This window comes from Stenotrophomonas sp. Steno-C15 (assembly GCF_056393265.1).
Map to the genome: position 1 here is coordinate 1 of NZ_JBWJPF010000024.1, position 23,660 is coordinate 23,660.

The following is a 23,660-nucleotide window of genomic DNA, read 5'->3' on the forward strand; positions in this document are numbered from 1 at the left end:
TGACTCAGCCGCCCAGCGCCGGTGGTTCACCATAGAAGCGCCGCAGATGCGCGGCGACATCGGGCAGCGCTTCGGCCAGCACGTCCGGAGCGGAGAAGTGGTACTCGCTGGCGACCGCGAAGAACTCCTCCGGTGCTTCGGCGGCATACGGGTCGATCAACGTCTCCTGGCCGGCATCCACCTGCGCGCAGAACGCATCGTAGGACTGCTGGAAGACAGCAGCCCACTCACGTTGCCACGCACGCGGCAGCGGCGGTGTGCCGTCCATCGCGCCATCGAGCGCATCGAGCTTGTGCACCATCTCGTGCACGGCCACGCAGTAGCCCTCGTGCGGTGCGGCCAGATCGGCCTGCACGTCGGCCCAGGACAGGATCAACGGCCCGCTGTCCCACGATTCGCCGATCAGCTCGTCGTCCCATTCGTGCAGCACGCCCGCCGCATCCATGTGGCTGCGATGCACGCGGAATGCGTCGGGGTACACGATCAGCTGCGACCAGCCCTGCAGCCCCACCTCGCCGAACTCGAGCAGTGGCAGGCAGCACAGGGCCGCCAGCAGCACGCCGTCGGCGGCCTGCAGCTGCAGGTTGCCGATCGGGGTGATGGTCTTCTCATGCAGGAAGCGCGCCGCCAGCGTGCGCAGCCGGGCGCGTCGTTCGTCGGAAAGCCCCTGCAGCCATGCCGCACGGCGGCAGGCCTCATCCCAGTATGCGTCTTCGATCGGCCGCGGTGCGGGCCGCAGCCACTGCAGCAACGACTTGATCAGCGGAACATTCCTGGCAGGTAGCTGTGCCACTTCGGCGCGCGCAGCCGCTGCAGCATGTCCTCATCGCTGCCGCCACCGCCGGTGCTGGTCGCGCTGCTGGCCGCCGGGCGTGCCGGAGCAGGCTTGGCCGTGGTGGTCGATGCCGTCGGTGCGCGCTGCGAGGCGGCATCGCCGTTGGAGGACACACAGGCGCCGCGGCTGTCATCCAGTGCTGCTGTGGCCGACGCCGCGAAGGGCATCGTCAGCAGGATCAGGCAATGGGCATAACGGCGCATTGACGACATCCACGTTAAGGGAAGGTGAGTTCCCGATTCTAGCCCGAACCCGGCACCGGATTGGAAGCCCGCTGCCGGCCCCGTGGCGGGCGTCGCTGGCGGCTTTCCCGCATAATTCCGTCCTGACTTCGTGGAAGCTGCCGTGGACGATCGCCAATTGCTGGCCAAACTCGCTGCCGGTCGCCTGTCCGGCGACGCCCTGGCCCGTGAGCTGGGTCAGACCCGGGCGGCAATTTGGAAGCGCATTCAAGGGCTTAGGGCCGCAGGTGTCGATATCGAGGGCCGTGCCGGCGAAGGCTATGGCCTGACCCGCCCGGTCGAGCTGCTGGACCCGGCGGCCATCCGTGCCGCCCTGCCGGCCGATGCCCTGTCCCTGCTGCATGACTTGCAGGTGGCCTGGACGGTGGATTCCACCAATGCCGAATTGCTGCGGTGCAGCGCGCCCCAGCGCGGGGTCAGCGTCCTGCTGGCCGAACGCCAGACCGGAGGGCGGGGGCGGCGCGGCCGCACCTGGGCCTCGCCGCTGGCGGCCCACGTCTATCTGTCGGTGCTGCGCCTGTTCTCCGGGGGCCTTGGCCGGCTGGCGGGGCTGAGCCTGGTTGCCGGTATCGCCGTGGCCGAAGCGCTGCACGATCTGGGTTTCACCCAGGCGCAGCTGAAGTGGCCGAATGATCTGATCGTCGATGGCCGTCGCAAGCTGGTCGGCCTGCTCGCCGAGGGCGGCGGCGAATACGCCGGTCCGGCTCGCGCGGTGATCGGCATCGGCATCAACACGCACATGCCGCCCTCGTTCGCCGAGCAGATCACCCAGCCCTGGGTGGATCTGGACACACTGGCCGGCACGCCGGTCGACCGCAACATCGTCGTCGCCGCCGTGCTCGCACGGCTGCTGCCGGCGCTGGAGGAATTCGATCGCGAAGGGCTGGCCCCGTTCCTGCCGCGCTACGCCGCCTTCGACATGCTGGCCGGCCGCGAGGTGCGCGTCGAACTGGAGGGGCAGTGGCAGCACGGCACCGCACTGGGCCTGGCCGATGACGGCGCGCTGCGCGTGAGCATCGACGGCTGCGAGCGCCGCCTGCATGCCGGCGAAGTCACGGTGAGGGCGGCATGAGCGACTGGTTGTTCGACCTGGGCAATTCGCGCTTCAAGTTCGCGCCGTTGCAGGGGGATCGCGCGGGTGACGTACAGGCCTGGGCGCATGGCGCCGAAGGCATGGCCGGGCAGCCGCCGCACAGCCTGCCCAGCGGCGCGACGGCGTTCGTCGCCAGCGTGGCCGCACCTTCGCTGACCAGCGCCATGCTGGACCAGCTGCAGCGGCGCTTCGACCAGGTGCATGTGGTGCGCACCAGCGCCGAATGCGCAGGCGTGCGCATCGCCTACGCGCGCCCGGAGAAGTTCGGCGTGGATCGTTTCCTTGCCCTGCTGGCCGCCGCCAAGGCGCAGCGCCCGGTGCTGGTGGTGGGCGTGGGCACGGCGCTCACCATCGACCTGCTCGATGCCCGTGGCCAGCATCACGGCGGCCGCATCGCCGCATCACCCACCACCATGCGCGAAGCACTGCATGCGCGCGCCGTGCAGCTGCCCGCCAGTGGCGGCGATTACAGCGAGTTTGCCAATGACACCGCCGACGCACTCGCCTCCGGTTGCGATGGTGCTGCGGTGGCGCTGGTCGAGCGCAGTGCGCAGCAGGCGCAGGCACTGCTGGGTGTGATGCCGTCGCTGCTGGTGCACGGTGGCGGCGCGCCCGCGCTGATGCCATTGCTGGACGGCGCCGACTACCACCCCTCGCTGGTGCTGGACGGCCTCGCCCGCTGGGCGGTGCACCAGCCTGCAGGCTAGTATCCGCGCATGCTCACCCGTGCCCTGATCGTCGTTCTGGCCATCCTCAACCTCGGCGTTGCCTGCTGGTGGCTGCTGCGCGATGCGCCGCAGAAGCCTGCGCCGCCACCGCGGCCCGCCGGCGTGGCGGAACTGCGCTGGGTGCCCGGCGGCACCGATGCGGCGGTGGCCGCGCAGGCATCGTCGGAGGCACCGGCGCCAGCACTGGTGGAGCGCGACCCCGCAGCGGCGACCGCCGTGGCGTCCACTCCTGCCCCTGCCGCGCCGGCCAAGCCGCAAGCCGAGCCGGCCAAGGCGCCGGCTGCGGAAGCAACCTCCAGCCCGACGCCAGCGCCGGCGCCGGTCGCACCGCCGGTCGCGCAGGCGCCTGCCGCCAGCGAGCCGCCGCGCTGCATCGCGTTGGGTCCGTTCGCCGATCGTGCCGCCGCCAGCGCAGCGCAGGGCCGGGCCGGCACGCTGCTCAGCCAGGCGCGCCTGCGCGAGCAGCCGGCCGCCAGCGGCAGTGCCCGCTACCGCGTGCTGCTGCCGGCCGCCGCCAGCCGCGAAGAGGCGCAGGCCACGGTCAAGCGCATCGTCGCTGCGGGCCTGGGCGACTACTACATCATCAGCCAGGGTGAGGACGCCAACGCCGTGGCGCTGGGCCAGTACCGCAACCGCGAAGGCGCCGAGCGGCGTATCGCTGCGGTGCAGGCCGCCGGCTTCCAGCCGCGCCTGGTGGCCAGCGGCGACGCCGGCCAGTGGTGGGTGGACGGGCAGCTGGCCGGCACCGCACAGCCTGCGCAGGTGCAGCAGCGCAGCGGCGCCGCCCGGCAACAGTCGCTGGAATGCGCGCGACTGCGCTAGAATCCCCCCACTGCGGCGCTGCCGCCAGTGCGTCACCCATGCCGCTTTAGCTCAGTTGGTAGAGCAACTGTCTTGTAAACAGTAGGTCATCCGTTCGATTCGGATAAGCGGCACCATCCCGCAGTCGCTCGCTTCCGCAGCGTTCTTTCTCCTGCCGCGAATTGCAGCGCGTTTGCCAGGCGCCAGAGTCGCATACGCAGGGCTGTCAAAAAGAAGAGTGAACTCGAAGCATCTGAGGTGGCCACGCATCTCCGTACGCCTGAAGAAATGGCCGCCTATCTCGATGCCTGCATCATTGAAAGCAATGGCGATTCGGCCTTCACTGCCAAGACACTGGGCGATATCGCGCGTGCCCAGGGGATGAGCAAGATTGCACGAGCGACGGGGTTGTCGCGCGTGAGCCTCTATCGGGCGCTGTCCGGCGAGCGGAGTCCTGATTTCGCGACCGCTACCTGAGCGGCACGCGCTCGCGCACACGATCTCCCGGAGGCGGCATGCTCAGTCCGGAATGCGGGCGATCACCTTGATCTCGAAGTCGAATCCGGCAAGCCAGTTGACGCCCACCGCCGTCCAGTTGGGATAGGGCTTCTCGGGGAAGACCTCGCTCTTTACGGTCATGACGGTTCCGAACTGGTTCTGCGGGTCCGTATGGAGGGTGGTCACGTCGACGATGTCGTCAAGCCCGCAACCACCGGCCTTCAGGGTTGCCTCCAGGTTCGCGAAGGCCAGGCGGACCTGCGCCTCGAAGTCGGGCTCGGGCGTCCCGTCGCTGCGGCTGCCCACCTGGCCGGACACGAACAGCAGGTCACCCGACTGGATCGCGGCCGAATAGGTCTGCGAGGTGTACAGGTCCTGCCGGCCGGCCGGGAAAACGGCATTGCCCTTGCTCATGGGATTCTCCAGAAGGGGATCGATGAGCCTCAAGGTAGTCCTCGGCATTGGCCGGATAAACGCCTATAAAGCGCCATCACTATTTGCCAAATCAAAACAATCGGCGGGCGTGGCGGCGCGGCTCATGCCGCGTGCAATTGCAGCTCCACATACTCCGCCAGCCCCCGGCAGGCCAGCAGCAGGCCTTCGCGCGCGCCGTCGCCGATGTCGTCCTTCTCGGCGCCATCCACACGCACGCGCTCGGCGGCGTGGAATACCTCCAGCAGCGTGACCAGGCCGGCGGCGGCGCGGTCGGTACGCGCACGGGTCACGCCCTGGCCTGGGCTGGGTACGGGGCCTTTCCACGGCTGACCATCGGCGGCATCGCCGCTGCGGATACGCTGCAGGCAGCCCACCAGCGTGATCGGCTCAGGCAGATCAACGGCAGCGGAAAGCGCAGCTTCCAACGGCTCTGCCAGTTCGCGGGGCAGGTGCTCGGCGGCATCGCCCAGGGTGGCAAGCAGATAGGGGTAGCGGGGTGCGGTCATGGGACATCCTCATGCGGAACAGAGGCGCCACCCGCAGAGGGTGGCGGACGATGCGTGGTTCCAATACCGGAGTCGATGAACCGGCGGGCACAAGGCCCCCACGCACCGCCCGCCGTAGATCGGCAGACGGATTGCCAGCCGGCGCCACCCCGAGACAGGTGGCGCCGACTGACAAGCGTAAACAACATCGACTTCCGGGATTGGAGCCCGGGCCACCCGTTGTCGGTGGCGATTCATCATGCGCACGCGCAAACACCGCCCGCCAGTCATTCTTTCCAATGACTTCGTGCGATTCGAAAGAAAAAATGAATTATCGCTTTTGACCTGTTTCGCGCGATGTAAAGGCAAAAGCGACATCCTGCGCGATGCCTTTGCAATGGCGGATTCCAGTGATTCCCACGCACGGCAATGGACGCGACATACGCGAAGTAAAGCTGGCTTAACCGGTGCGGCAGACCGAGCCAGCACGATGCTAACGGCAATGGCCGGCAAGTGCAGCGCCGATCCTGATGGTGCTGAAGGATCGGCGCTGCGGTAGACGCCACAGTGTTGCCATCCGCCCAGCCTGGGTGCCCTGCCATCTGCGCATGCGTCGTCATGGCCCATCGCTCACGTGCGGGCTGGCTACATCGCCCATACGCGCCCGGCCGTGCTGATTCCGACACTGTGTTGCCATGCGGTGTTCCGCCACCGCTGACCGCATCTGCCCTGCTGCACCGCCGCGAGTCGTGTCACACAGCTCTGGCTAGACTGTGCTTCTTTTTCCGTTGCAGGAGGCACCCATGGCCCATCCCATTTCCGTCTCGTTGATCGGCGTCCCCACCGATGTCGGTGCCGGCCATCGGGGCGCGCGGCTGGGGCCGGAAGCGCTGCGCGTGGCGGGCCTGCCGGAGGCGCTGGCGGCGCGCGGTGTGGACGTGCGCGATCTGGGCAACCTGGACGGCCCGCGCAACCCGTGGACCGCGCCGGTCGAAGGCTACCGCCATCTGGACGAGGTGGTGGCCTGGAACCATGCACTGATGGAGGCCAGCTATGCCGAGCTGCAGGACGGGCGCATGCCGATCATGCTCGGCGGCGACCATTGCCTGGGCATCGGCTCGATCACCGCAGTGGCCCGCTGGTGCCGCGAGCAGGGCAAGACCCTGCGCGTGCTGTGGCTGGATGCACACTCGGACTTCAATACCAGTGATGTCACGCCGTCGGGCAACATCCACGGCATGCCGGTGGCCTGCCTGTGCGGGCTGGGGCCGGAGGCACTGACCCGTCTGGGCGGCAGTGCGCCGGCAATCACGCCCGCCCAGATGCACCAGATCGGCATCCGCTCGGTGGACCCGGAAGAGAAGCGCCTGATCAAGACCCACAAGGTCGACGTCTACGACATGCGCTACATCGACGAGAACGGTATGAAGCGCACCGTGGAGGCCGCGCTGGCCGGAATCGATGACAGCACCCATCTGCATGTCAGCTTCGATGTCGACTTCCTCGACCCGAGCATCGCACCCGGCGTCGGCACCACGGTGCCGGGTGGGGTGAACTACCGCGAAGCGCAGCTGGTGATGGAAATGATCGCCGACAGCGGGCGCATGGGGTCGCTGGATATCGTCGAGCTCAATCCGCTGCTGGACAAGCAGAACGCCACCGCCGAACTGGCCGTGGACCTGGTGGAAAGCCTGTTCGGCAAATCCACGCTGATGCGCGATTGAGGGCATCCCTGAACGGATCGCCGATCCGTTCACGCCCGCTGCACGCCGCAGCCGCCAGATTGCACCTCACGCGGCGGCGGTGGCTTCGGCCCTGCCTGCCGAGCGACAGAACCCCATCCGCGTTGTAGCGGTGAAGCGGCGAACCCAAGGAGAAGCCCATGAAGCGCGTAGTTGCCCTGATGCTGTTGTCGATGTTCTCGGTGGCCATGCTGGCCGGCTGCAACACCGTTGCCGGTGCCGGCAAGGACGTGCAGAAGGCCGGTGAAAAGGTCGAGGATGCCGCCAAGGGCAACTAAGCCCGACGCGGTGTGGAACAGAAAAAGGCCGGGATCTTCCCGGCCTTTTTTGTGCGTGTGTGCTGCCGTGTTGTTGCCATCGCGTGTGGCGATGGAGTGAACCATTCAAGCACGTGAGCATGTGTTTCATGAGCGGTTGACCGCCTTTCAACAGCGGATGCGGGAAGCTGCAGTCACGGTAAGAACGCCGTTGCAACCAAGGATTCCCAGCAATGAACAAAGACATCATTTCCGGCAAGTGGTCGCAGCTGAAGGGCAAGGCCCAGGCCAAGTGGGGCGATCTGACCAACGACGATTTCGATGTGGCCGAGGGCAATGCCGAATATCTGGCCGGCCGCCTGCAGGAACGGTATGGCTGGGCCAAGGACCGCGCCGAGAAGGAAGTCCGTGACTTCGAAGACAGCGTGCGCAAGGACTACCCGGACTACAAGTAAGCAGCCGGCGGTAAGCGGTTCCCCCACGTCGACGCCCGCACCCTCTGGTGCGGGCGTCGTGCTGTCAGGGACTCAACGTGTCGGCGGATCCGGCACGTAGCGGTTCGGAAACGCCTGCGGCTCGCGCGGCAGGCGCGAAGGCGGGTCGAGCACGATGCCGCGTGCGCGCAGCGCGCGTGCGCTGTCGTAACGCAGCTGCACGACCTGCGCCGGCGTGCGGCTGGCCCGTTCGAATGCGGTATCACGCACCGAGGAGCGTTCGCGCGCGCCGTGACCGGTGCCCAGCGACGGTGCCTGCGACCGCGCTGAGTAGCCGTCCATGCGGCTGGCGCTGGCGTCCGCAGCGGATTCCGCAGCGGCCGGTGCCGGGGCGCCACGGCGCAGCAGCGGCTCCGGTCGGAGCGGCCAGCGACGGGCCTCCTCGAACACCGCCGCGCCGATCACGCCGATGTTGTCCGCACGGCCGGTACGGCTGGCATAGCTGCCACTGGGGCTGCTGAAGACGAACTGCGCCACTTCATCCTGGCTCTTGCGCCAGCCGGTGATGTCGGCGCGCTGGCCGGGGTTGAGCACATAGCCGGTCTGCGACGGGTCGGCATCTTCGCCGGAGATGGCATTGATGCCATCCACCGAGAGCACCACCAGCACCCGCCGCGGGCTGTCGTTGTAGAGGCGTACCGCATAGCGATGGCCGCGCTCGCCCGCCACCCAGCGCTGTCCATCGGCTGCATGGCTGCGCAGTTCGGTGCCGCGGTCGCGGTCGATCAGGGTCATCCGCACAGGGCCGTCCTGCGGCATCGGCGGTGGCGGCGGAACCGGGCGGAAGCCGGCCAGGGGCAGGATCAGCAGCAGGGGCAGCAGGCGTTTCATGTGGGAACTCCGGTGGGCTCGGGTGAATGAACGACCCGCAGGCCCTGACGGGGTTGGCCGTGGGCACGGTAAACTGGTTCTGTTCATCGAAGGTTTCCCCACGCAGTCATGACGACCCGAGTCCTTACCGGCATCACCCCCTCCGGCACCCCCCATCTGGGCAACTACGTTGGCGCCATCCGTCCGGCCATCGCGGCCAGCCGCACCCCGGGGATCGAGAGCTTCTTCTTCCTGGCCGACCTGCACAGCCTGATCAAGGCGCAGGATCCGCAGCGCACCCAGCGCGCGACCCTGGAGATCGCAGCCAGCTGGCTGGCCTGCGGCCTGGATCCGGAACACGTCTGGTTCTACCGCCAGAGCGACATCCGCGAAACCACAGAACTGATGTGGTTCCTGACCGCGATCGCCAGCAAGGGCATCCTCAATCGTGCCCATGCCTACAAGGCAGCGGTGGACAAGAACCGCGAGGAAGGCCTGGACGAGGATGCCGGCGTCAGCGCCGGGCTGTTCATGTACCCGGTGCTGATGGCTGCCGACATCCTGATCTTCAAGGCCAACCAGGTGCCGGTCGGTCGTGACCAGATCCAGCACATCGAGATGGCCCGCGACTTCGCCCAGCGCTTCAATCACGTCTACGGCAAGGAATACTTCCCGCTGCCGGAGGTGGTGATCGATGAGCAGGTGGCCACGCTGGCCGGCCTCGACGGCCGCAAGATGAGCAAGAGCTACCACAACACCATTCCGCTGTTCGCGCCGCGCGAGGAGCTGAAGAAGCTGGTGTTCTCGATCCTGACCGACTCGCGCGCACCGGGTGAGCCCAAGGACACCGAGGGCTCGGCGCTGTTCCAGATGTACCAGGCCTTCGCCACCCCGGAGCAGACCGCTGCTTTCGCCCGGGCATTCGCCGAGGGCATCAGCTGGGGCGATGCCAAGCAGCAGTTGTTCGAGCGCATCGACGGTGAGCTGTCACCGTTGCGCGAGCGTTACAACGCGCTGATGGCCGAGCCGGAAAAGATCGAGGCGCTGCTGAAGCGCCGTGGCCAGCAGCTGCGCGAGACGTTCGCGATGCCGCTGCTGGATGAGCTGCGGCACGCCGTGGGGTTGCGCGACCTGTCCACCGCCGGCGACATCGCCAGCGAGGATGCCGGCGCTGCCCGCGTGGCGCCGCCGCAGTTCAAGCAGTACCGCGAAAAGGATGGTCGCTTCTACTTCAAGCTGACCGCCGGCGACGGCACGCTGCTGATGCAGAGCATTGGTTTTGATTCGCCGCGCGATGCCGGCCAGCTGATCGCCGTGATCAAGCAGGCCGAGCAGGGTGATGCGCTGCAGAGCGAGCTGTTCAAGCTGGAGGCGGAGGTTGACGCGGTCCTGGCGGCACTGGCCGCGCTGCGCGAAGATGCCTGAGCGGACGATGCTGTAACGCCGGGCCCATGCCCGGCGGCGCTACCTGATGCACCCCGCCGGGCATGGCCCGGCGCTACCGATGGATGTGGAGCCGGGCATCGGGCCCGGCGCTATGGAAGGAGTCTGCGATGGCGTGGTTGTCGCTGCTGCTTTTCCTGCCCTGGTTCGTCGTGCTGGGCAGCCTGTACTGGCTGTTCCCGCGCCAGCCGCGCACGTCGCGGCGGCGCCTGTTCGATGGCCTGGTGCTGCTGCTGGCCTTTGTTCTGAGCATCGTGGCGATGCTGTGGGGCCACCACCTGGGCCTGGTGCAGACCGACGCGGGGCCGATCTGGCCGCAGGTGCTGGCGGTGCTCTATGCCTACGGCGCGTTCCTGGCGGTGCTGGTGCTGGCACTGCTGCTGCGACCGCGATGGTTGTAGTCCCGGGGCAGAGTGCGTGCCTCCGACCAAAGCCGCATCGAACCGGTCCTGCCTGCGCGCCTACCATGGACGCCTGATTCCGATTCCGCCAGGTGCGTGCCGATGATCGCCGACCCCAGCATCCACACCATCGATACCGGCTTCCAACGTCCCGACTTCGATGCGGCGTACCTGATCGTCGAGAACGGGCGGGGCGCCTTCGTGGACTGTGGCACCGGCCTGTCCGTGCCGGCGATGCTGCGGGCGCTGTCCGATGCCGGCCTGCAGCCCGACGCGGTGGACTGGCTTCTGCTGACCCATGTGCATCTGGACCATGCCGGCGGTGCGGGCCTGTTGATGCAGCAGCTGCCCAATGCCCGGGCCGTGCTGCATCCGCGCGGTGCGCCGCACATGATCGATCCGACCCGGCTGATCGCAGGCGCCACCGCGGTCTACGGCGCGGAGGAGATCGCACGCAGCTATGGCCGCATCGAGGCGATTCCCGAGCACCGCGTCGTGGTGGCCGAGGATGGCCATCGCCTCGATCTTGCCGGACGCGAACTGCTCCTGCTGCATACGCCCGGCCACGCACTGCATCACTACTGCGTATGGGATGCGCGCAGCCGCAGCTGGTTCACCGGCGATACCTTCGGTATCTCCTACCGCGAACTGGACAGCGCGCAGGGCGCCTTCATTTTTCCGACCTCTTCGCCCGTGCAGTTCGATCCCGAAGCGATGAAGGCGTCGATCCAGCGCATGCTCGACTACGATCCGCAGTCGATGTACCTCACCCACTATGGCCGCGTGGAGCAGGTGCAGCGGCTGGCCGGCGACCTGTTCGAGCAGATCGATGCGATGGCGGCGATCGGCCGCCAGTGCGACGAGCGGCCCGACCGCCATCGCTGCCTGCTGGCGGCGCTGCAGGCCCTGTACCTGGAGCGCGCGCAGCAGCATGGCTGTGTGCTGGATGACGCAGCGGTGGTGGCCGTGCTGGCCATGGACATCGAGCTCAACGCGCAGGGCCTGGCCTGCTGGCTGGATCGAGAGCGCCGCTGACGGAGCGGGACTGCGGCCGGCACTGCTGTCACGTTACACTCTGATGACTTCCCATCCTGCCGTGGTATTGCCGTGAACCCGATGCGCGTGTTGCTGCTGTCGTCCTGCCTGTTCGTGGGTGGCCTGGCCCAGGCGGCCAATGACCTTCCCGGCGGCGGTATCGACCCGCAGGCGCTGTCGCGCCACGTGCGTGTACTGGCGTCGGACGAATTCGAGGGCCGCGCTCCGGCCAGCGAAGGCGAAGAGCGCACCGTGCAGTACCTGATCGAGCAGTTCCGCAGCTATGGCCTGCAACCCGGCGGCGTGGACGGCAGCTGGGTGCAGCCGGTGCCGCTGGTGCGTGCGCAGCTGGAGGGGGCGGCCACGGCCAGCCTGGCGTTGAAGCAGGGCCGCCGCGCCCTGGTCAATGGCGTGGATGTGACCCTGCAGAGCCTGCAGCCGCGCGCCCGGGTGCAGATCAAGGATGCACCGCTGGTGTTCGTGGGCTATGGCATCGACGCACCGGAACGCCATTGGAACGACTACAAGGACATTGATCTGCACGGCAAGATTGCCGTGGTGCTGATCAATGATGCCGATTTCGAGGCCGACGCTCCCGGCGCGTTCGATGGCAAGGCAGTGACCTACTACGGCCGCTGGACCTACAAGTTCGAGGAGGCTGCGCGCCGCGGTGCCGAAGGTGTGCTGATCGTGCACGAGACCGCACCTGCGGCCTATGGCTGGGCGACGGTGAAGAGCTCGGGTACCTCGCCGTTGTTCGATATCGAGCGCAGCCAGGCCGAGGCAATGGCCCAGCACACACCGCTGCGCGGCTGGATGCAGCGCGAGCTGGCCGAGGCGATCTTCGCCGACGCCGGCCTCGATTTCGAGGCGGAGAAGCGCAAGGCGATGCGTGCCGACTTCCGTCCGGTGGCCCTGGACAACGCGCGGCTGAGCGTCGATTTCGCCCTCAAGCGCGAGCAGGTGGTGACCCGCAACGTCGTGGCCAAGCTGCCGGGCGGCGAGCACGGCGATGAAGCGGTGATCTTCTCGGCGCACTGGGACGCTTTCGGCATCGGCCAGCCCGATGCGAAGGGCGACCGCGTGCGCCGTGGCGCCATCGACAACGCCACCGGCGTGGCCACCGTGCTGGAACTGGGCCGGGTGTTCGCGGCCGGCCCGCAGCCGCAGCGCACGCTCTACTTCGTGGCGCTGACGGCTGAAGAAAAGGGATTGCTGGGGGCCAGCTACTACGCTGCGCATCCGCTGGCGCCGCTGGACAAGACCGCTGCCGTACTGAACATCGAGATGTTCAGCCCGGACGGGCCGACCCGTGACATCGCTTCGTGGGGCAAGGGCCGGGTATCGCTGGAAGGCGACCTGGAGCGGGTGGCCAAGGCACGCGGCCGCAGCTACAGCCCGGACCCCAACCTGGAGGCCGGTTTCTTCTACCGCGCCGACCATTTCGCCTTCGCCCGGCTGGGTGTACCGGCGATCACCATCGGCCCGGGCCTGGACAAGCTGGACGGAGGCGTGGAAGCAGGGCGCGCGCTGCGCGAGAAGTACTTCGCCGACTGCTATCACCAGGCCTGCGACGCGTGGACGCCGGGCTGGGATCCCAGCGGTCATGCCGCCGATACGCTGCTGGTCTACGACCTGGGCGCGGAGCTGGCCAACAGCCGGCGCTGGCCGACCTGGGAGAAGGACTCCGAGTTCCGCGCTGCCCGCGACAAGAGCGAGGCGGCACGCCGCTGACGGCTAGCGCCTGCGCAGCAGCGTCCAGGCACCCCATGCACTGGCGGCCAATGCCGCCAGGTAGCAGGTGATCATGGTGCCGAGGCTGACCGTGCGCAGGCCGCTGAAGCGGCCGAGCAGGTTCATCCGCAGCGAGCTGTGACCGCTGCCCAGGTCCACTGCCAGCTGCACTGCCAGCGCGCTGGCGAAGACCAGAAGGGCGATGCCGAAGCCGGTGCGTGGCCAGCGCGCCTGCGCGCCCGGGCGTCGCAGCAGCCAGCCCAGCGTGGTTGCCACCGCCAGCAGCAGGGCGGCCCACATCAGGGGCGTAGCGGGAGTTGCGGCAGCCACCGGCATTGCACCGGTGGCTGCCATCAGCACGGCATCCTTACTTGCGGGTGCCGTCGAGCCAGTTCGGGCCCTTGTTGGTGAGGAAGAACACATAGACCACCAACGATACCGCGATGGTGGCAGTGACATAGATGGCGAACCAGTCCACGTGGCTGGTCTTCAGCGCGCCCTGGTACAGCAGCGGGGCCGTACCGCCGAACAGCGAGTTGGCCAGCGCGTAGCCCAGGCCCACGCCCAGTGCCCGAACGTGGGTCGGGAACAGCTCGGCCTTCACCACGGCGTTGATCGAGGTGTAGCCGGTGAGGATGACGAAGCCCAGCGCCAGGGTGAGGAAGGCGAGGGTGGCATCGTGCTGGTGCGGCAGCTGCGTGATCAGGTACCAGCTGTACAGCACGCCGCCCACGCCGAAGAACACCAGCAGGCTCTTGCGCCCGATGATGTCCGACAGCCAGCCGCCGACCGGCTGCAGCACCATCAGGAAGGCCAGCACGCCCAGGTTGATCAGGGTGCCGGTCATCGGGTCGTCGCCTGCGAAGGCGCTCTGGATCATCTTCGGGCCGTTCACCGAGTAGGTGTAGAAGGCAATGGTGCCGCCGGCGGTGATCAGGAAGCACAGCAGCAGCGGGCGCCACTGGTGCACGAACAGTTCGTACATCGAACCGGATTTCTTGGCCTTGCCTTCGCGCGCGGCCTCGATCGAGGATTCTTCCAGCGACTCATCCATGCCACGGCGCAGCCAGAACACCACGACCGCGGCGATGCCACCGATGCCGAAGGCGATGCGCCAGCCGAACTCGGAGATCTCCGGCTTGCCCCAGACGTTCAGCATCAGGAACAGGGTCAGCTGGGCCAGCACATGGCCGCCGACCAGGGTGACGTAGTGGAAGGAGGACAGGAAGCCACGACGGCCCGGAATGGCGGCCTCGGACATGTAGGTGGCGCTCGCGCCGTACTCGCCACCGGTGGCGAAGCCCTGCAGCAGGCGCGCGAACAGCAGGATGATCGCCGCCCAGATGCCGATGCTGGCGGCAGTGGGGGTGATGGCGATGATGAAGGAGCAGAACGCCATCAGCGTGACCGATACGGTCAGGGCCAGGCGACGGCCATGGCGGTCGGCGAAGCGGCCGAAGAACCAGGCACCGATCGGGCGCATCAGGAAGGTCGCGGCGAAGATCGCCCAGACGTACATCGTGGAGTTCTTGTCTTCCGGCGAGAAGAACTGCGACTCGAAGTACACGGCGAACACCGAGTACACGTAGACGTCATACCACTCCACCAGGTTGCCGGCGGAGCCTTTGAGGGTATTGGAGATCGAGCGGCGCAATGCGGCGCCGTCGTTCGCGGGAACAGCAGGGTGGGGCGTGGTGCTCATCTGGGCGGGGATCCTCGATGCGATAGCGTCCGTGCGCGGAAAATACAGCGTCCGACCATGTGGTGGCGCAGCCGGGCAGCCTTCTTGGTACTGCATGACCCGTCAACGCGGGGTGGCAGGCCAGGACAGGGTGCATGGATGGACGACAGCGTGCCACCTTGCGGGGTGCCGGACCATACTCAAAACGTCCTAGAATCCGCCTTCCCCCGGTCCCTTGGTGCGTCATGTCGGCTCCCCCTGTTCCGTCTGCGGCTGCCCCCCGGGGCGGCCTTGTCGTGTTGGCGCTGCTGCTGGTCTACGTGGTCTGGGGCTCGACCTATCTCGGTATCGCCAAGGCCCTGCACGGCGGTGCGCTGCCGCTGACGATGGTTTCTGGCAGCCGCTTCATCATCGCCGGGGGCCTGATGTACCTGGCGCTGCGCCTGTTCTGGAAAATGCCGAAGCCGACGTTGCGGCAGTGGCGCAACCTGGTGCTCATGGGGGTGACCATGCTGGTGCTGGGCAACGGCATGGTGGTGCTGGCCGAACGCGATGTGTCGTCCGGCCTGGCGGCCACGGCGGTGGCATCGGTGCCCCTGTGGATGGCGCTGTTCTCGGCGCTGCGCGGCCAGCACGCCAGCCGTGGCGAATGGCTGGGCATCGCCATCGGCTTCCTCGGCGTTGTCTGGCTGAATGCGGGCAGCAGCCTGACGGCGACGCCCACCGGGCTGGTGCTGCTGCTGATCGCACCGATCGGCTGGGCCTTCGGCTCGGTGTGGGCGCGCGGCCTGGACCTGCCTGGCCCGTTCATGACGGCCGCCGGGCAGATGATCTGCGGCGGCGTGCTGCTGGTGCTGATCGGGCTGGCGGTGGGTGAGCGGCCCACCACGCTGCCCGATACCGGTGGCCTGCTGGCCATGGCCTATCTGTGCGTGTTCGGCTCGATCGTCGCGTTCACGGCCTACGTGTGGCTGCTGCAGAACGTACGCCCGGCGCTGGCCGGCAGCTACGCCTACGTCAACCCGGTGATCGCGGTGCTGCTGGGCGCAGCTCTCAACAGCGAACGCTTCGGCTGGCGCGACGTGCTGGCGATGGTGGTGATTCTGCTGGGCGTGGTGGTACTGACAATGGCAAGGACGCGCAAGCGATGAGCATCGACGAGACAGAACAACGCCGGGGCCTGCTGGTCACCGCATCCACCTTCGTGCTGTGGGGGCTGGTGCCGGTGTACTGGCACCTGCTCAATGAAGTGCCGTCGTTCCAGATCATCGCCCATCGCATCATCTGGAGCACGGTGCTGGTGGTGGCCTGGCTGCTGCTCAGTGCGAAACTGGGCTGGTGGCGCAAGATCGCCGCCCAGCCGCGCGCGCTGCCGATCCTGGCGGTGTCGAGCCTGACCATCGCGTTCAATTGGGGCCTGTACATCTGGGCCGTCAATGCCGGCCACGTGATCGAGACCAGCCTGGGCTACTTCATCAACCCGCTGGTGAACGTGCTGCTGGGGGTGCTGGTGCTGAAGGAACGCCTGCGCCGGCTGCAGTGGGTGGCGGTGGGCATGGCGGCGGTGGGCGTGGCCTGGCTGACTCTCGACGCTGGCACGCCGCCGTGGATCGCGCTGGGCCTGGCCTGTTCGTTCGGCCTGTACGGCCTGCTGCGCAAGCTGGTCTCGGTCGATCCCGTAGCCGGGCTGGGCGTGGAAAGCCTGTATCTGTTCCTGCCTGCGCTGGCGTTCGCGGTCTGGGCCGAGAATGGCCACGGTGGCGGATTCTTCAGCGGCTGGGGCCTGCGCAACGATCTGCTGCTGATCTTTGGCGGCGTGGTCACCGCCGTGCCGCTGATCGGTTTCGCCTACGGTGTGAAGCGCATCGCGCTGTCGCTGGTGGGCATCCTGCAGTACATCGCACCGAGCCTGCAGCTGCTGCTCGGCGTGTTCTTCTTCCACGAATCGTTCGACATGGCCAAGGCCGTCGGTTTCGCAGCGATCTGGGCCGGGCTGCTGCTGTTCATCGGTGACAACCTGCGCACGATGCGGGCGGCAAAGCGCTGAGCCGGAAAGCAACGCGGGACGGAGCACCGGCCCCGTCCCGCGTCCGCGCCGCCTCCGCTGGCGGCGCACGCATCAGGTTTCGCGCAGTGCCGTGGTGATCGGCAGGCGGGCGGCGCGCAGCGCCGGGAACAGGCCACCGACCAGACCGATGCCCAGCGCCCACTTCAGTCCCGTCCACAGCAGTTCCGGCGATACGTGGAACTTGAACACCACCGCGCTGAAGTTGCTGCCGATGGTGGACACGCTGTAGCCGTTGAACAGCAGCCACGCCACCGTGCAGCCCAGCAGGCCGCCGAGCAGGGCCAGCAGCATCGTTTCCAGCATTACCGCGGTCACCACCGGCAGTCCGCGGAAACCGATCGCGCGCATGGTGGCGATTTCGCGCGCACGCGTGGCCACGGCGGCATACATGGTGTTGAGCGCGCCGAACACCGCGCCCACCGCCATGATGGTACCGATCACCTTGCCGAGGATGTCGATCAGCTTGGTCAGGCCGCCGCCCTGCTTGCTGTAGTACGCGCGGGTGGTTTCCACGTCCAGCTTCAGGCGCGGATCGGCGGCGACGGCGGCCTTGAACTGATCGAAGCCCGGCTTGCCCTCGGTACGCACGCTGATCGACTGCCAGGCACTGCGCTGGTACGTGGTGGCCAGGGTATCGGCGTCGGTCCACAGTTCGGAGTCATGCGCATCACCGGTGGCGAACACACCGACCACCGTCCAGGTCTGGTTGCCCAGGGTGAGCGTCCTGCCGACCTCCATGTCGCGGAACTGGCCCTTGGCGCCCTGGCCGACCACGATCTCGCGCAGGCCGGTGGCGAACTTGCGGCCTTCGATGATCTTGACCTTGTCATGCACCGCCCACGCCTGCGGCCCGACGCCCCGGAACTGCGCGTTGACGTCGGTACCGTCCGATTTGGAGACCAGGTTGACCACCTGCGAGAGTTCAGGCGACAGCAGCGGCCGTCCCTGCGCATCGCGGCTGATGCCGGGCAGGGTGGACAGGGTCGGTACCTGCTCGCGGGTGATGACCGAATTGGTTTCCGCCTGCGAACCACCGCGCAGCACGATGGCGGTGGTGTCATCGCCGGTGTTGCTGAGCGTGGCCTGGAAGCCTTCGCCCATCGCCAGCATCGCCACCAGTACGCCGACGACGCCGGCGATGCCGACCACGATCACCGAGGATGCCCCCCAGCGCTGCGGCAGGCTGGCGATGCCGATGCGGGTGGCGGCCAGGGCCAGCCGCCCGCTGCGGGTCAGCGCCAGCCACAGCCCGACCAGCACCGCCACGGCAAGCACGCCCACCCACGGCAGGCCGATCCATACCGCCAGGCCGATTGCCAGCGCCAGCACGGTCACCGCGTTGCCGAACCACTTCTTGAGCTTGTTCTTGAACATGTCGGTGTCCTCCTCAGCGGCCGGCCAGTGCGTCGACGATCTTCAGGCGCTTGGCGCGCAGCGCCGGCAGCAGGCCGACGACCGCGCCGATCACCACGATCAGGCCCAATCCCATCAGCCAGGTCGGGGTGGGGATGTGCGGCGGCAGCAGGCCCATGCTCTTCGGGCCGATGGCGGGCAGGATCAGTGCCGCCAGGCCCATGCCGATCAGGCCACCGAGACCGATCAGCAGCACCGATTCGATCATCACCAGTATCAGCACCGTGCTGTCCTTGAAGCCCAGTGTCTTCAGCGTGGCCAGCTCCGGCACGCGCTCGCGCACGGCCTGCGCCATGGTGTTGCCGGTCAGCAGCAGCAGGGTGAAGAACACCGCACCCATGATCGAGGTGACGATCATGCCGATGTCGGCAAACTGCTTGACGAAGGCCTGCTGGAACGCCGATTCGGTCTGGGTCTTGGTCTCGTGGTCGGAGTTGGCGGAAATCGCATCGATGGCCTGTGCCACCCGCGAAGAATGGTCGGGGTTGTCGAGCGTCACCGTGTACCAGCTGACCTGGTTCTTGATGTAGTCGTTGGACTCATCGAAGTATTTCCAGTTCATCATCAGCTGGCGCTCTTCGTTGGAGGCCTGCGCCGGATCCTTGGAACGGAAGATGCCCTTCAGTTCCAGCGGCCAGTCGTTGCTGCCGCCGCGCGGGAAGATCGTCGCCTGCAGCGGGATGGTATCGCCGACTTTCCAGCCGAACTGCTTGGCCAAGGTCTCGCCGACGATCGCACCGGTGCGGGTGTTCTTCCAGTCTTCCAGCTGCGCCGGGTCGATCTGCAGTTCGCGGTAGACGTCGAAGTAGTTGGGCGATACCGAGAAGTTCGGGAAGAAGTTCTTCGGATCCTGGTAGATGCCGCCGAACCACGTGCCATAGGCCACGTCGCGCACGCCCGCCACCTGGCGGATCTGCGTTTCCAGGCGGATCGGCAGCGACTGGGTGATCGACAGGCGCGAGGCCACCACCAGGCGGTTGGCCCCTTCCACGCTGCCACCGGAGGTGAATGCCACGCGCACCGAGTCGAGCATGCCGAACAGGAGGAACGCGGCCACCACCGACAGCAGGGTCAGCAGGGTCCGGGTGCGGCTGCGGAACAGCTGCGCCCAGACCAGAGAGAAGTATTTCATCGCTGTGGCCTCCGTCAGTGGGCCAGCGGCGCGTCGGCCAGCTCGCCCTTGTCCAGGTGCACCGTGTGCGTGGCGTACTCGGCGGCCTTCGGGTCATGGGTGACCATGATGATGGTCTTGCCGTGTTCGCGGTTGAGCTGCTGCAGCAGGCCCAGGATCTCCTCGGCGGACTGGCGGTCGAGATCGCCGGTGGGTTCGTCGCAGATCAGGAAGGTCGGGTCGGAGACGATCGCACGGGCGATCGCCACGCGCTGCTGCTGGCCGCCGGACAGCTCGTTGGGACGATGGTTGCGGCGGTCGGCCAGGCCGACCAGGGTCAGCGCGATCTCGGCGTTGCGGCGGCGCTGCGCGGCATTGAGATGGGTCAGCAGCAGCGGCAGTTCGACGTTCTTCTGCGCGGTCAGCATCGGCATCAGGTTGTAGAACTGGAACACGAAGCCAACGTGGTGGCTGCGCCAGGTCGACAGCTGGCCACCGCTCATCTGATCGATGCGCTCGCCTTCGATGCTGATCTCGCCGCCGCTGGGATTGTCCAGGCCACCGATCAGATTGAGCAGGGTGGTCTTGCCTGAACCGGACGGCCCCATCAACGCGACGAAGTCGCCGCGGGCGATGTCCAGGTCGATGCCGCGCAGCACCTGCACCTTCTCGGGGCCGCGCTGGTAGGTCTTGGTGATGTTGCGCAGTGAAACCAGGGTCGACATGGGTGGTTCTCCACGTAGGCGGGAAACGGTGACGCACCCCGGCTGCCGGCCGGGCATGCGTGGAACGGTGTCGTTGTCGAACGGTGCCGCTGGCGGCGCCCCGGAAGGCGCCGTGCCGCTACTGCGTTTGCTTCTGCTGGACCCGGGTGCCATCGCGCAGGGTGTCCGGCGGGTTGACCACCACCAGCTCGCCGGCATTCACACCCTTGAGCAGCTGGCGATCCTTGCCCATGGCCTGGCCAGCCTGGACCGTGCGCTGCTGCACGCGGTTCTCGTCGCCGAGCACGAAGGCCACCGATGCACCCTCGCGCTCGACCACCGCGCCTGCCGGCACACGCACGCCCTGCGGCTTGGCTTCAGCCTGCGGCGCCGCCTGTTCCAGGAAGCTGACCCGCACGCCCATCTCCGGCACGATGCGCGGGTCCTTCAGCTTCAGGGCCACACGCACCTTCACCGTCGCCTTGCCCCGGTCGGCGGTGGGGATGATGGCGATCACCTCGGCCGGAATCTTCCATTCCGGATAGGCATTGAGGATGGCTTCCACCGGCATCTTCGGTTGCACGCGGCCAATGAAGGCTTCGCCGACCTCGACCTCGATCTCCAGCGAATCCATGTCGACGATGGTGCCGATGCCTGTGCGGGTGAAGCCGCCACCGGCCGACAGCGGCGAGACGATCTCGCCCGGCTGTGCCGCCTTGGCCGTGACCACGCCGGAGAACGGCGCACGCACGATGTTGTTGTCCACCCCAAGGTCGGCGATCGCCAGCTGGTCGTTGGCGACCTTCACGTTGCGCTGTGCTGTTTCCAGCTGCGCGCGCAGGCTGTCGCGCTGGGCCACGGCCTGGTCGTACTGCGAGCGCGAGACCAGCTGCTGCCCGACCAGCGCCTGCAGCCGGCTGGCCTCTGCCGCCGCCTGCCTCTGCTGTGCCTCCAGTCCGGCCACCTGGCTGCGTGCGGCCTGCAGCTGCGAGGCATACAGACTGCGCTGCGCGTCGGCATCGATCGGGTCGAGGGTGGCCATGATCTGTCCCGCCTCCACGCGCATGCCTTCCTCGATCATCACCTCGCGCACCTTGCCGGTGATCTTGGCCGACACCGTAGCCATGCGCCGGGCGACGACATAACCACTGGCATCGAGGACCGAGCTGCTGGCGCTGCCCTGCTGGATGGCGACCGCCGGTGCGGTTTCCACCTGCACGGCCGGAGTGCGGCCGAACAACGCGAAGGCGCCTGCGGCCAGGAGCAGCACCACCGCGATCACGGCGATCCACAGCCAGCGGCGACCGCTGCCACCACCACCAGAGGCAGGCGGCGGTGACTTGCGTTCGATACGGAGTTCCTTCAACAGCTCGGCAGAAGCGTTCATTCGTTCCATCACAGGCGTTCGGGCGGGTGTGACCGGAAGGGCGACAGCGGCGGTTCCGGCAGTGGAGCGTGCGGCACAGCATGACGGCAGGCACGGGGATGGCGGCAGTGACAGCTGTCATCCGATGACCTTGACGGTGGCAACTGCGAAACGTGACCAAGGGGGCGCAGGATGGCAACGTCCCCGCTACCGGTACCGCCCATGGCTCCGATCGCCCCGTCGCTGGCTGGCCTGCAGCAGGTGCAGGTGCGCCGTAACGGCGCCGGCAAGAGTACCGCGATCAGCGGGCTGTTGCGCCTGCGCAGGCCTGGCGGAGGGCAGCGCACGCGACCGGCAGGGCCGTGCTGGCGCGCCCGCGCCTGCGCAGGATCGGCTGAACTGGCATGATCGGCAGCGATCGTTCCCGCCTGGACCCTCCCGTGTCATCGAGCTGGCTGGCCTCCCTGCTGCGCCCTGCGCCGGACTCGGCGGTCGCCGACACGCTGCGGCGCGGCAAGTCGCCCTGGAGCGAGGCGATCCATCTGCTGTGGTCGGTGTGGATCGTCCTGACCCCGCTGCTGGGCCATGGGTTCACCCTGCGCTGGCTGCTGCTGACCCTGGCCAGCTACCCGCTGTTCCTGCTGCTGTACGCCAAGGTGCTGGTGTCGCCCCGCCACCACGCAACCCGTTATGCGCTGGGTCTGATTGCAATGGCCCTGGTCCTGCTGCCCTGGTATCCGTCCGGGCTGACCTACTTCGTGTTCGGCTGCGTACTGATGCGGGTCAGCGGGCGTGGCGGCTGGTGGCGGTACCTGCTGCAGTTGACCGGTCTGAACATCGTGTTCTGCGTGGTCGCGCTCGCGTTCGAGTATCCCTGGCAGAGCCTGGTGTGGATTCCGGCGGTGTCGTACATCGTCGGCCTGGTCGTCAATGTCGAGGCGCTCAACCAGGAGAAGGAGGCGGCCCTGCAGCTGTCGCAGGAGGAAGTACGTCGCCTGGCGGCGACCGCCGAGCGTGAGCGGATCGGTCGCGACCTGCACGACCTGCTGGGCCACACGCTGTCGCTGATCACCCTGAAACTGGAGCTGGCACGCAAACTGCACGATCGCGGCGACGCGCGCGCGCGGCAGGAGATTGGCGAGGCCGAGGCCATCGCCCGCGAAGCGCTGGCGCAGGTGCGCAGTGCGGTCACCGGCATCCGGGCCAGCGACCTGGCCGGGGAGCTGGCCTCGGCGCGGCTGCTGCTGGAGTGCCAGCAGGTGCATCTGCAGTACGCGCCGCCGCCGCCGATGCCGGTGGAGGTGGAGCGTGGCCTGGCGCTGGTCCTGCGGGAGGCCGCGACGAATATTGCCCGCCATGCGCAGGCGACACAGGCGCGGGTGGACTTCATGAAGGAAGGAAAAGTACTGGTGATGCAGATCCGCGATGATGGCCGGGGTGGCATGCAGGCCGAGGGCAATGGACTGAGCGGCATGCGTGAGCGCACTGCGGCGCTGGGCGGGTATGTCACCGTGCAGTCTCCGCGCGGCGAGGGCACGGTGCTGAGCGTGCGCGTGCCGCTGTCGGCGGCCACTGTCCCGTTGCCGCCCGCTGCACCCGCGCCGGTGGCGCAGGACGGCGCGGCATGATCCGCATCCTGCTGGCGGAAGACCAGGCCATGGTGCGCGGCGCACTGTCCGCATTGCTCAGCCTGGAGGCGGACATCGAGGTGCTGGGCAGCGCCGCCGATGGCGAGGCCGCCTGGCGCATGCTGCAGCAGCTGAAGCCGGACATCCTGGTGACCGATATCGAGATGCCCGGTCTGTCAGGGCTGGAACTGGCCCAGCGCATCGCACGCCACGAACTGCCCATCAAGGTGGTGATCGTGACCACCTTCGCGCGCGCCGGTTTCCTGCGCCGCGCGCTGGACGCAGGCGTGCTCGGCTATCTGCTCAAGGACGCGCCAGCGGAGAACCTGGCCGATGCACTGCGCAAGGTGAAGCAGGGCGTGCGTGCGATCGACCCACAGCTGGCACTCGATGCCTGGTCACAGGCGGACCCGCTGACCGACCGCGAGCGGCGCGTGCTGCGCCTGGCGGGCGAAGGACGGACTGCCAGCGAGATCGCCGAGCAGCTGGGGTTGTCGCACGGCACGGTGCGCAACTACCTGTCCGAGTGCATCGGCAAGCTGGGCGTGGCCAACCGGATCGAGGCGTACCGGCTGGCACGGCAGAAGGGCTGGCTGTAGCGGAGTGGCTCGACCCTTTTGAGCCGAGCCATGCCCGGCGGCTCCCGAGGGGTTCCC

28 protein-coding genes and 1 tRNA gene are annotated in these 23,660 nt (G+C 67.7%); 18 read left to right on the forward strand and 11 right to left on the reverse strand.

The genetic code is table 11. The annotated features are described in order from the left end of the window. Window positions 1–4 precede the first annotated feature (4 nt). Together AC06FB_RS15650 and AC06FB_RS15655 are read right to left on the reverse strand one after the other, a co-directional pair. Window positions 5–793: a M90 family metallopeptidase gene (locus AC06FB_RS15650; RefSeq protein ID WP_322523071.1), complete on the reverse strand. Its 789-nt coding sequence runs from the start codon at window positions 791–793 to the stop codon at window positions 5–7. After that, entirely contained in the window at window positions 760–1,038 is a 279-nt protein-coding gene (locus AC06FB_RS15655) for a hypothetical protein (RefSeq protein ID WP_053520154.1), read from the reverse strand. The genes AC06FB_RS15650 and AC06FB_RS15655 overlap by 34 nt, the downstream gene beginning before the upstream one ends. 142 nt (window positions 1,039–1,180) lie before the next feature. Here AC06FB_RS15655 and birA point away from each other — a divergent pair, with 142 nt between their 5' ends. The 5 genes from birA to AC06FB_RS15680 all read left to right on the forward strand — a co-directional run bounded on the left by birA (window position 1,181) and on the right by AC06FB_RS15680 (window position 4,176). After that, the gene (birA, locus tag AC06FB_RS15660) at window positions 1,181–2,149 is read left to right on the forward strand and encodes a bifunctional biotin--[acetyl-CoA-carboxylase] ligase/biotin operon repressor BirA (protein WP_322523072.1); all 969 of its coding nucleotides are present in this window, start codon (window positions 1,181–1,183) and stop codon (window positions 2,147–2,149) included. Beyond that, the gene (locus AC06FB_RS15665; protein WP_074902219.1) at window positions 2,146–2,877 is read left to right on the forward strand and encodes a type III pantothenate kinase; all 732 of its coding nucleotides are present in this window, start codon (window positions 2,146–2,148) and stop codon (window positions 2,875–2,877) included. The genes birA and AC06FB_RS15665 overlap by 4 nt, the downstream gene beginning before the upstream one ends. A gap of 9 nt (window positions 2,878–2,886) precedes the next feature. Next, the gene (locus tag AC06FB_RS15670) at window positions 2,887–3,720 is read left to right on the forward strand and encodes an SPOR domain-containing protein (RefSeq protein WP_263176886.1); all 834 of its coding nucleotides are present in this window, start codon (window positions 2,887–2,889) and stop codon (window positions 3,718–3,720) included. A gap of 40 nt (window positions 3,721–3,760) precedes the next feature. After that, window positions 3,761–3,836 (forward strand) — tRNA-Thr (locus tag AC06FB_RS15675). Between the two features lie 121 nt (window positions 3,837–3,957). Continuing rightward, entirely contained in the window at window positions 3,958–4,176 is a 219-nt protein-coding gene (locus tag AC06FB_RS15680) for an addiction module antidote protein (RefSeq protein ID WP_258391177.1), read from the forward strand. A gap of 42 nt (window positions 4,177–4,218) precedes the next feature. Here the strand turns inward: AC06FB_RS15680 and AC06FB_RS15685 are convergent, their stop codons facing one another. Beyond that, window positions 4,219–4,611: a RidA family protein gene (locus AC06FB_RS15685; RefSeq protein ID WP_322523073.1), complete on the reverse strand. Its 393-nt coding sequence runs from the start codon at window positions 4,609–4,611 to the stop codon at window positions 4,219–4,221. A 122-nt stretch (window positions 4,612–4,733) separates the two neighbouring features. Next, a complete protein-coding gene (locus tag AC06FB_RS15690; protein ID WP_111186496.1) occupies window positions 4,734–5,138 on the reverse strand; it encodes a hypothetical protein in 405 nt (134 codons plus the stop codon). A 238-nt stretch (window positions 5,139–5,376) separates the two neighbouring features. Between AC06FB_RS15690 and AC06FB_RS15695 the strand changes: the two genes are divergently transcribed. From AC06FB_RS15695 to AC06FB_RS15710, 4 genes are all read left to right on the forward strand, one after another. Continuing rightward, window positions 5,377–5,676, forward strand: coding sequence for a hypothetical protein (locus tag AC06FB_RS15695; RefSeq protein ID WP_154582393.1), 300 nt, complete (start codon window positions 5,377–5,379; stop codon window positions 5,674–5,676). 244 nt (window positions 5,677–5,920) lie between these two features. Continuing rightward, a complete protein-coding gene (gene rocF / locus AC06FB_RS15700; protein WP_322523074.1) occupies window positions 5,921–6,841 on the forward strand; it encodes an arginase in 921 nt (306 codons plus the stop codon). 158 nt (window positions 6,842–6,999) lie between these two features. Further along, a complete protein-coding gene (locus AC06FB_RS15705) occupies window positions 7,000–7,137 on the forward strand; it encodes an entericidin A/B family lipoprotein (RefSeq protein ID WP_053520147.1) in 138 nt (45 codons plus the stop codon). A gap of 212 nt (window positions 7,138–7,349) precedes the next feature. After that, window positions 7,350–7,571: a CsbD family protein gene (locus tag AC06FB_RS15710; protein ID WP_019661831.1), complete on the forward strand. Its 222-nt coding sequence runs from the start codon at window positions 7,350–7,352 to the stop codon at window positions 7,569–7,571. A 72-nt stretch (window positions 7,572–7,643) separates the two neighbouring features. On the opposite strand, the gene AC06FB_RS15715 is transcribed toward AC06FB_RS15710, so the two are convergent. After that, a complete protein-coding gene (locus tag AC06FB_RS15715; RefSeq protein WP_065174207.1) occupies window positions 7,644–8,441 on the reverse strand; it encodes a hypothetical protein in 798 nt (265 codons plus the stop codon). Between the two features lie 108 nt (window positions 8,442–8,549). Between AC06FB_RS15715 and AC06FB_RS15720 the strand changes: the two genes are divergently transcribed. The 4 genes from AC06FB_RS15720 to AC06FB_RS15735 all read left to right on the forward strand — a co-directional run bounded on the left by AC06FB_RS15720 (window position 8,550) and on the right by AC06FB_RS15735 (window position 13,033). Beyond that, a complete protein-coding gene (locus tag AC06FB_RS15720) occupies window positions 8,550–9,845 on the forward strand; it encodes a tryptophan--tRNA ligase (RefSeq protein WP_065174208.1) in 1,296 nt (431 codons plus the stop codon). Between the two features lie 128 nt (window positions 9,846–9,973). Further along, window positions 9,974–10,264, forward strand: coding sequence for a hypothetical protein (locus AC06FB_RS15725; protein ID WP_065182023.1), 291 nt, complete (start codon window positions 9,974–9,976; stop codon window positions 10,262–10,264). Window positions 10,265–10,366: 102 nt separating this feature from the next. Further along, window positions 10,367–11,299: an MBL fold metallo-hydrolase gene (locus AC06FB_RS15730; protein ID WP_053520143.1), complete on the forward strand. Its 933-nt coding sequence runs from the start codon at window positions 10,367–10,369 to the stop codon at window positions 11,297–11,299. Between the two features lie 81 nt (window positions 11,300–11,380). Further along, on the forward strand, window positions 11,381–13,033 hold the full coding sequence (locus AC06FB_RS15735; protein WP_128987916.1) for a M28 family metallopeptidase: 1,653 nt from the start codon (window positions 11,381–11,383) through the stop codon (window positions 13,031–13,033). A 3-nt stretch (window positions 13,034–13,036) separates the two neighbouring features. Here the strand turns inward: AC06FB_RS15735 and AC06FB_RS15740 are convergent, their stop codons facing one another. Further along, window positions 13,037–13,387: a hypothetical protein gene (locus AC06FB_RS15740; RefSeq protein WP_231108646.1), complete on the reverse strand. Its 351-nt coding sequence runs from the start codon at window positions 13,385–13,387 to the stop codon at window positions 13,037–13,039. A gap of 13 nt (window positions 13,388–13,400) precedes the next feature. Beyond that, window positions 13,401–14,735, reverse strand: a complete 1,335-nt coding sequence (locus tag AC06FB_RS15745) for an MFS transporter (RefSeq protein WP_478053872.1) — start codon at window positions 14,733–14,735, stop codon at window positions 13,401–13,403. A gap of 224 nt (window positions 14,736–14,959) precedes the next feature. On the opposite strand from AC06FB_RS15745, the gene yedA reads away from it, so the two are divergent. Continuing rightward, complete coding sequence (gene yedA, locus AC06FB_RS15750) at window positions 14,960–15,865, forward strand: drug/metabolite exporter YedA (protein WP_111186490.1); 906 nt, start codon at window positions 14,960–14,962, stop codon at window positions 15,863–15,865. Then, window positions 15,862–16,761 (forward strand): EamA family transporter RarD, encoded by a 900-nt coding sequence (gene rarD / locus AC06FB_RS15755; protein WP_053516550.1) that lies wholly within the window; start codon window positions 15,862–15,864, stop codon window positions 16,759–16,761. Before yedA ends, rarD begins: the two co-directional genes overlap by 4 nt. A 72-nt stretch (window positions 16,762–16,833) precedes the next feature. Here the strand turns inward: rarD and AC06FB_RS15760 are convergent, their stop codons facing one another. The 4 genes from AC06FB_RS15760 to AC06FB_RS15775 form a co-directional block, all read right to left on the reverse strand. Then, complete coding sequence (locus tag AC06FB_RS15760; RefSeq protein WP_478053873.1) at window positions 16,834–18,156, reverse strand: ABC transporter permease; 1,323 nt, start codon at window positions 18,154–18,156, stop codon at window positions 16,834–16,836. A 13-nt stretch (window positions 18,157–18,169) separates the two neighbouring features. After that, window positions 18,170–19,327: an ABC transporter permease gene (locus AC06FB_RS15765; protein ID WP_478053874.1), complete on the reverse strand. Its 1,158-nt coding sequence runs from the start codon at window positions 19,325–19,327 to the stop codon at window positions 18,170–18,172. Between the two features lie 14 nt (window positions 19,328–19,341). Beyond that, window positions 19,342–20,031 (reverse strand): ABC transporter ATP-binding protein, encoded by a 690-nt coding sequence (locus AC06FB_RS15770; protein ID WP_478053875.1) that lies wholly within the window; start codon window positions 20,029–20,031, stop codon window positions 19,342–19,344. A 118-nt stretch (window positions 20,032–20,149) separates the two neighbouring features. After that, window positions 20,150–21,397 carry an efflux RND transporter periplasmic adaptor subunit gene (locus AC06FB_RS15775; RefSeq protein ID WP_065174211.1) on the reverse strand — a complete coding sequence of 416 codons (1,248 nt, stop codon included), beginning with the start codon at window positions 21,395–21,397 and terminating at the stop codon, window positions 20,150–20,152. Between the two features lie 201 nt (window positions 21,398–21,598). Here AC06FB_RS15775 and AC06FB_RS15780 point away from each other — a divergent pair, with 201 nt between their 5' ends. Genes AC06FB_RS15780 through AC06FB_RS15790 form a run of 3 tightly spaced genes read left to right on the forward strand, consistent with a single transcriptional unit; the run spans window position 21,599 to window position 23,603 of the window. Then, entirely contained in the window at window positions 21,599–21,784 is a 186-nt protein-coding gene (locus tag AC06FB_RS15780; RefSeq protein ID WP_065182016.1) for a hypothetical protein, read from the forward strand. Further along, on the forward strand, window positions 21,781–23,004 hold the full coding sequence (locus AC06FB_RS15785; protein ID WP_460256199.1) for a sensor histidine kinase: 1,224 nt from the start codon (window positions 21,781–21,783) through the stop codon (window positions 23,002–23,004). The genes AC06FB_RS15780 and AC06FB_RS15785 overlap by 4 nt, the downstream gene beginning before the upstream one ends. Further along, window positions 23,001–23,603 carry a response regulator transcription factor gene (locus AC06FB_RS15790; RefSeq protein ID WP_053516542.1) on the forward strand — a complete coding sequence of 201 codons (603 nt, stop codon included), beginning with the start codon at window positions 23,001–23,003 and terminating at the stop codon, window positions 23,601–23,603. Before AC06FB_RS15785 ends, AC06FB_RS15790 begins: the two co-directional genes overlap by 4 nt. The last annotated feature ends 57 nt before the right edge of the window (window positions 23,604–23,660 follow it).

Coding starts and splice junctions, on each gene's coding strand:
- AC06FB_RS15655 (WP_053520154.1), bottom strand. CDS start 1,038: ATGCGCCGTTATGCCCATTGCCTGATCCTGCTGACGATGCCCTTCGCG.
- AC06FB_RS15665 (WP_074902219.1), top strand. CDS start 2,146: ATGAGCGACTGGTTGTTCGACCTGGGCAATTCGCGCTTCAAGTTCGCG.
- AC06FB_RS15670 (WP_263176886.1), top strand. CDS start 2,887: ATGCTCACCCGTGCCCTGATCGTCGTTCTGGCCATCCTCAACCTCGGC.
- AC06FB_RS15685 (WP_322523073.1), bottom strand. CDS start 4,611: ATGAGCAAGGGCAATGCCGTTTTCCCGGCCGGCCGGCAGGACCTGTAC.
- AC06FB_RS15690 (WP_111186496.1), bottom strand. CDS start 5,138: ATGACCGCACCCCGCTACCCCTATCTGCTTGCCACCCTGGGCGATGCC.
- AC06FB_RS15695 (WP_154582393.1), top strand. CDS start 5,377: ATGCGCACGCGCAAACACCGCCCGCCAGTCATTCTTTCCAATGACTTC.
- rocF (WP_322523074.1), top strand. CDS start 5,921: ATGGCCCATCCCATTTCCGTCTCGTTGATCGGCGTCCCCACCGATGTC.
- AC06FB_RS15705 (WP_053520147.1), top strand. CDS start 7,000: ATGAAGCGCGTAGTTGCCCTGATGCTGTTGTCGATGTTCTCGGTGGCC.
- AC06FB_RS15710 (WP_019661831.1), top strand. CDS start 7,350: ATGAACAAAGACATCATTTCCGGCAAGTGGTCGCAGCTGAAGGGCAAG.
- AC06FB_RS15715 (WP_065174207.1), bottom strand. CDS start 8,441: ATGAAACGCCTGCTGCCCCTGCTGCTGATCCTGCCCCTGGCCGGCTTC.
- AC06FB_RS15720 (WP_065174208.1), top strand. CDS start 8,550: ATGACGACCCGAGTCCTTACCGGCATCACCCCCTCCGGCACCCCCCAT.
- AC06FB_RS15725 (WP_065182023.1), top strand. CDS start 9,974: ATGGCGTGGTTGTCGCTGCTGCTTTTCCTGCCCTGGTTCGTCGTGCTG.
- AC06FB_RS15730 (WP_053520143.1), top strand. CDS start 10,367: ATGATCGCCGACCCCAGCATCCACACCATCGATACCGGCTTCCAACGT.
- AC06FB_RS15735 (WP_128987916.1), top strand. CDS start 11,381: ATGCGCGTGTTGCTGCTGTCGTCCTGCCTGTTCGTGGGTGGCCTGGCC.
- AC06FB_RS15740 (WP_231108646.1), bottom strand. CDS start 13,387: ATGGCAGCCACCGGTGCAATGCCGGTGGCTGCCGCAACTCCCGCTACG.
- AC06FB_RS15745 (WP_478053872.1), bottom strand. CDS start 14,735: ATGAGCACCACGCCCCACCCTGCTGTTCCCGCGAACGACGGCGCCGCA.
- yedA (WP_111186490.1), top strand. CDS start 14,960: ATGTCGGCTCCCCCTGTTCCGTCTGCGGCTGCCCCCCGGGGCGGCCTT.
- rarD (WP_053516550.1), top strand. CDS start 15,862: ATGAGCATCGACGAGACAGAACAACGCCGGGGCCTGCTGGTCACCGCA.
- AC06FB_RS15760 (WP_478053873.1), bottom strand. CDS start 18,156: ATGTTCAAGAACAAGCTCAAGAAGTGGTTCGGCAACGCGGTGACCGTG.
- AC06FB_RS15765 (WP_478053874.1), bottom strand. CDS start 19,327: ATGAAATACTTCTCTCTGGTCTGGGCGCAGCTGTTCCGCAGCCGCACC.
- AC06FB_RS15770 (WP_478053875.1), bottom strand. CDS start 20,031: ATGTCGACCCTGGTTTCACTGCGCAACATCACCAAGACCTACCAGCGC.
- AC06FB_RS15775 (WP_065174211.1), bottom strand. CDS start 21,397: ATGAACGCTTCTGCCGAGCTGTTGAAGGAACTCCGTATCGAACGCAAG.
- AC06FB_RS15780 (WP_065182016.1), top strand. CDS start 21,599: ATGGCTCCGATCGCCCCGTCGCTGGCTGGCCTGCAGCAGGTGCAGGTG.
- AC06FB_RS15785 (WP_460256199.1), top strand. CDS start 21,781: ATGATCGGCAGCGATCGTTCCCGCCTGGACCCTCCCGTGTCATCGAGC.
- AC06FB_RS15790 (WP_053516542.1), top strand. CDS start 23,001: ATGATCCGCATCCTGCTGGCGGAAGACCAGGCCATGGTGCGCGGCGCA.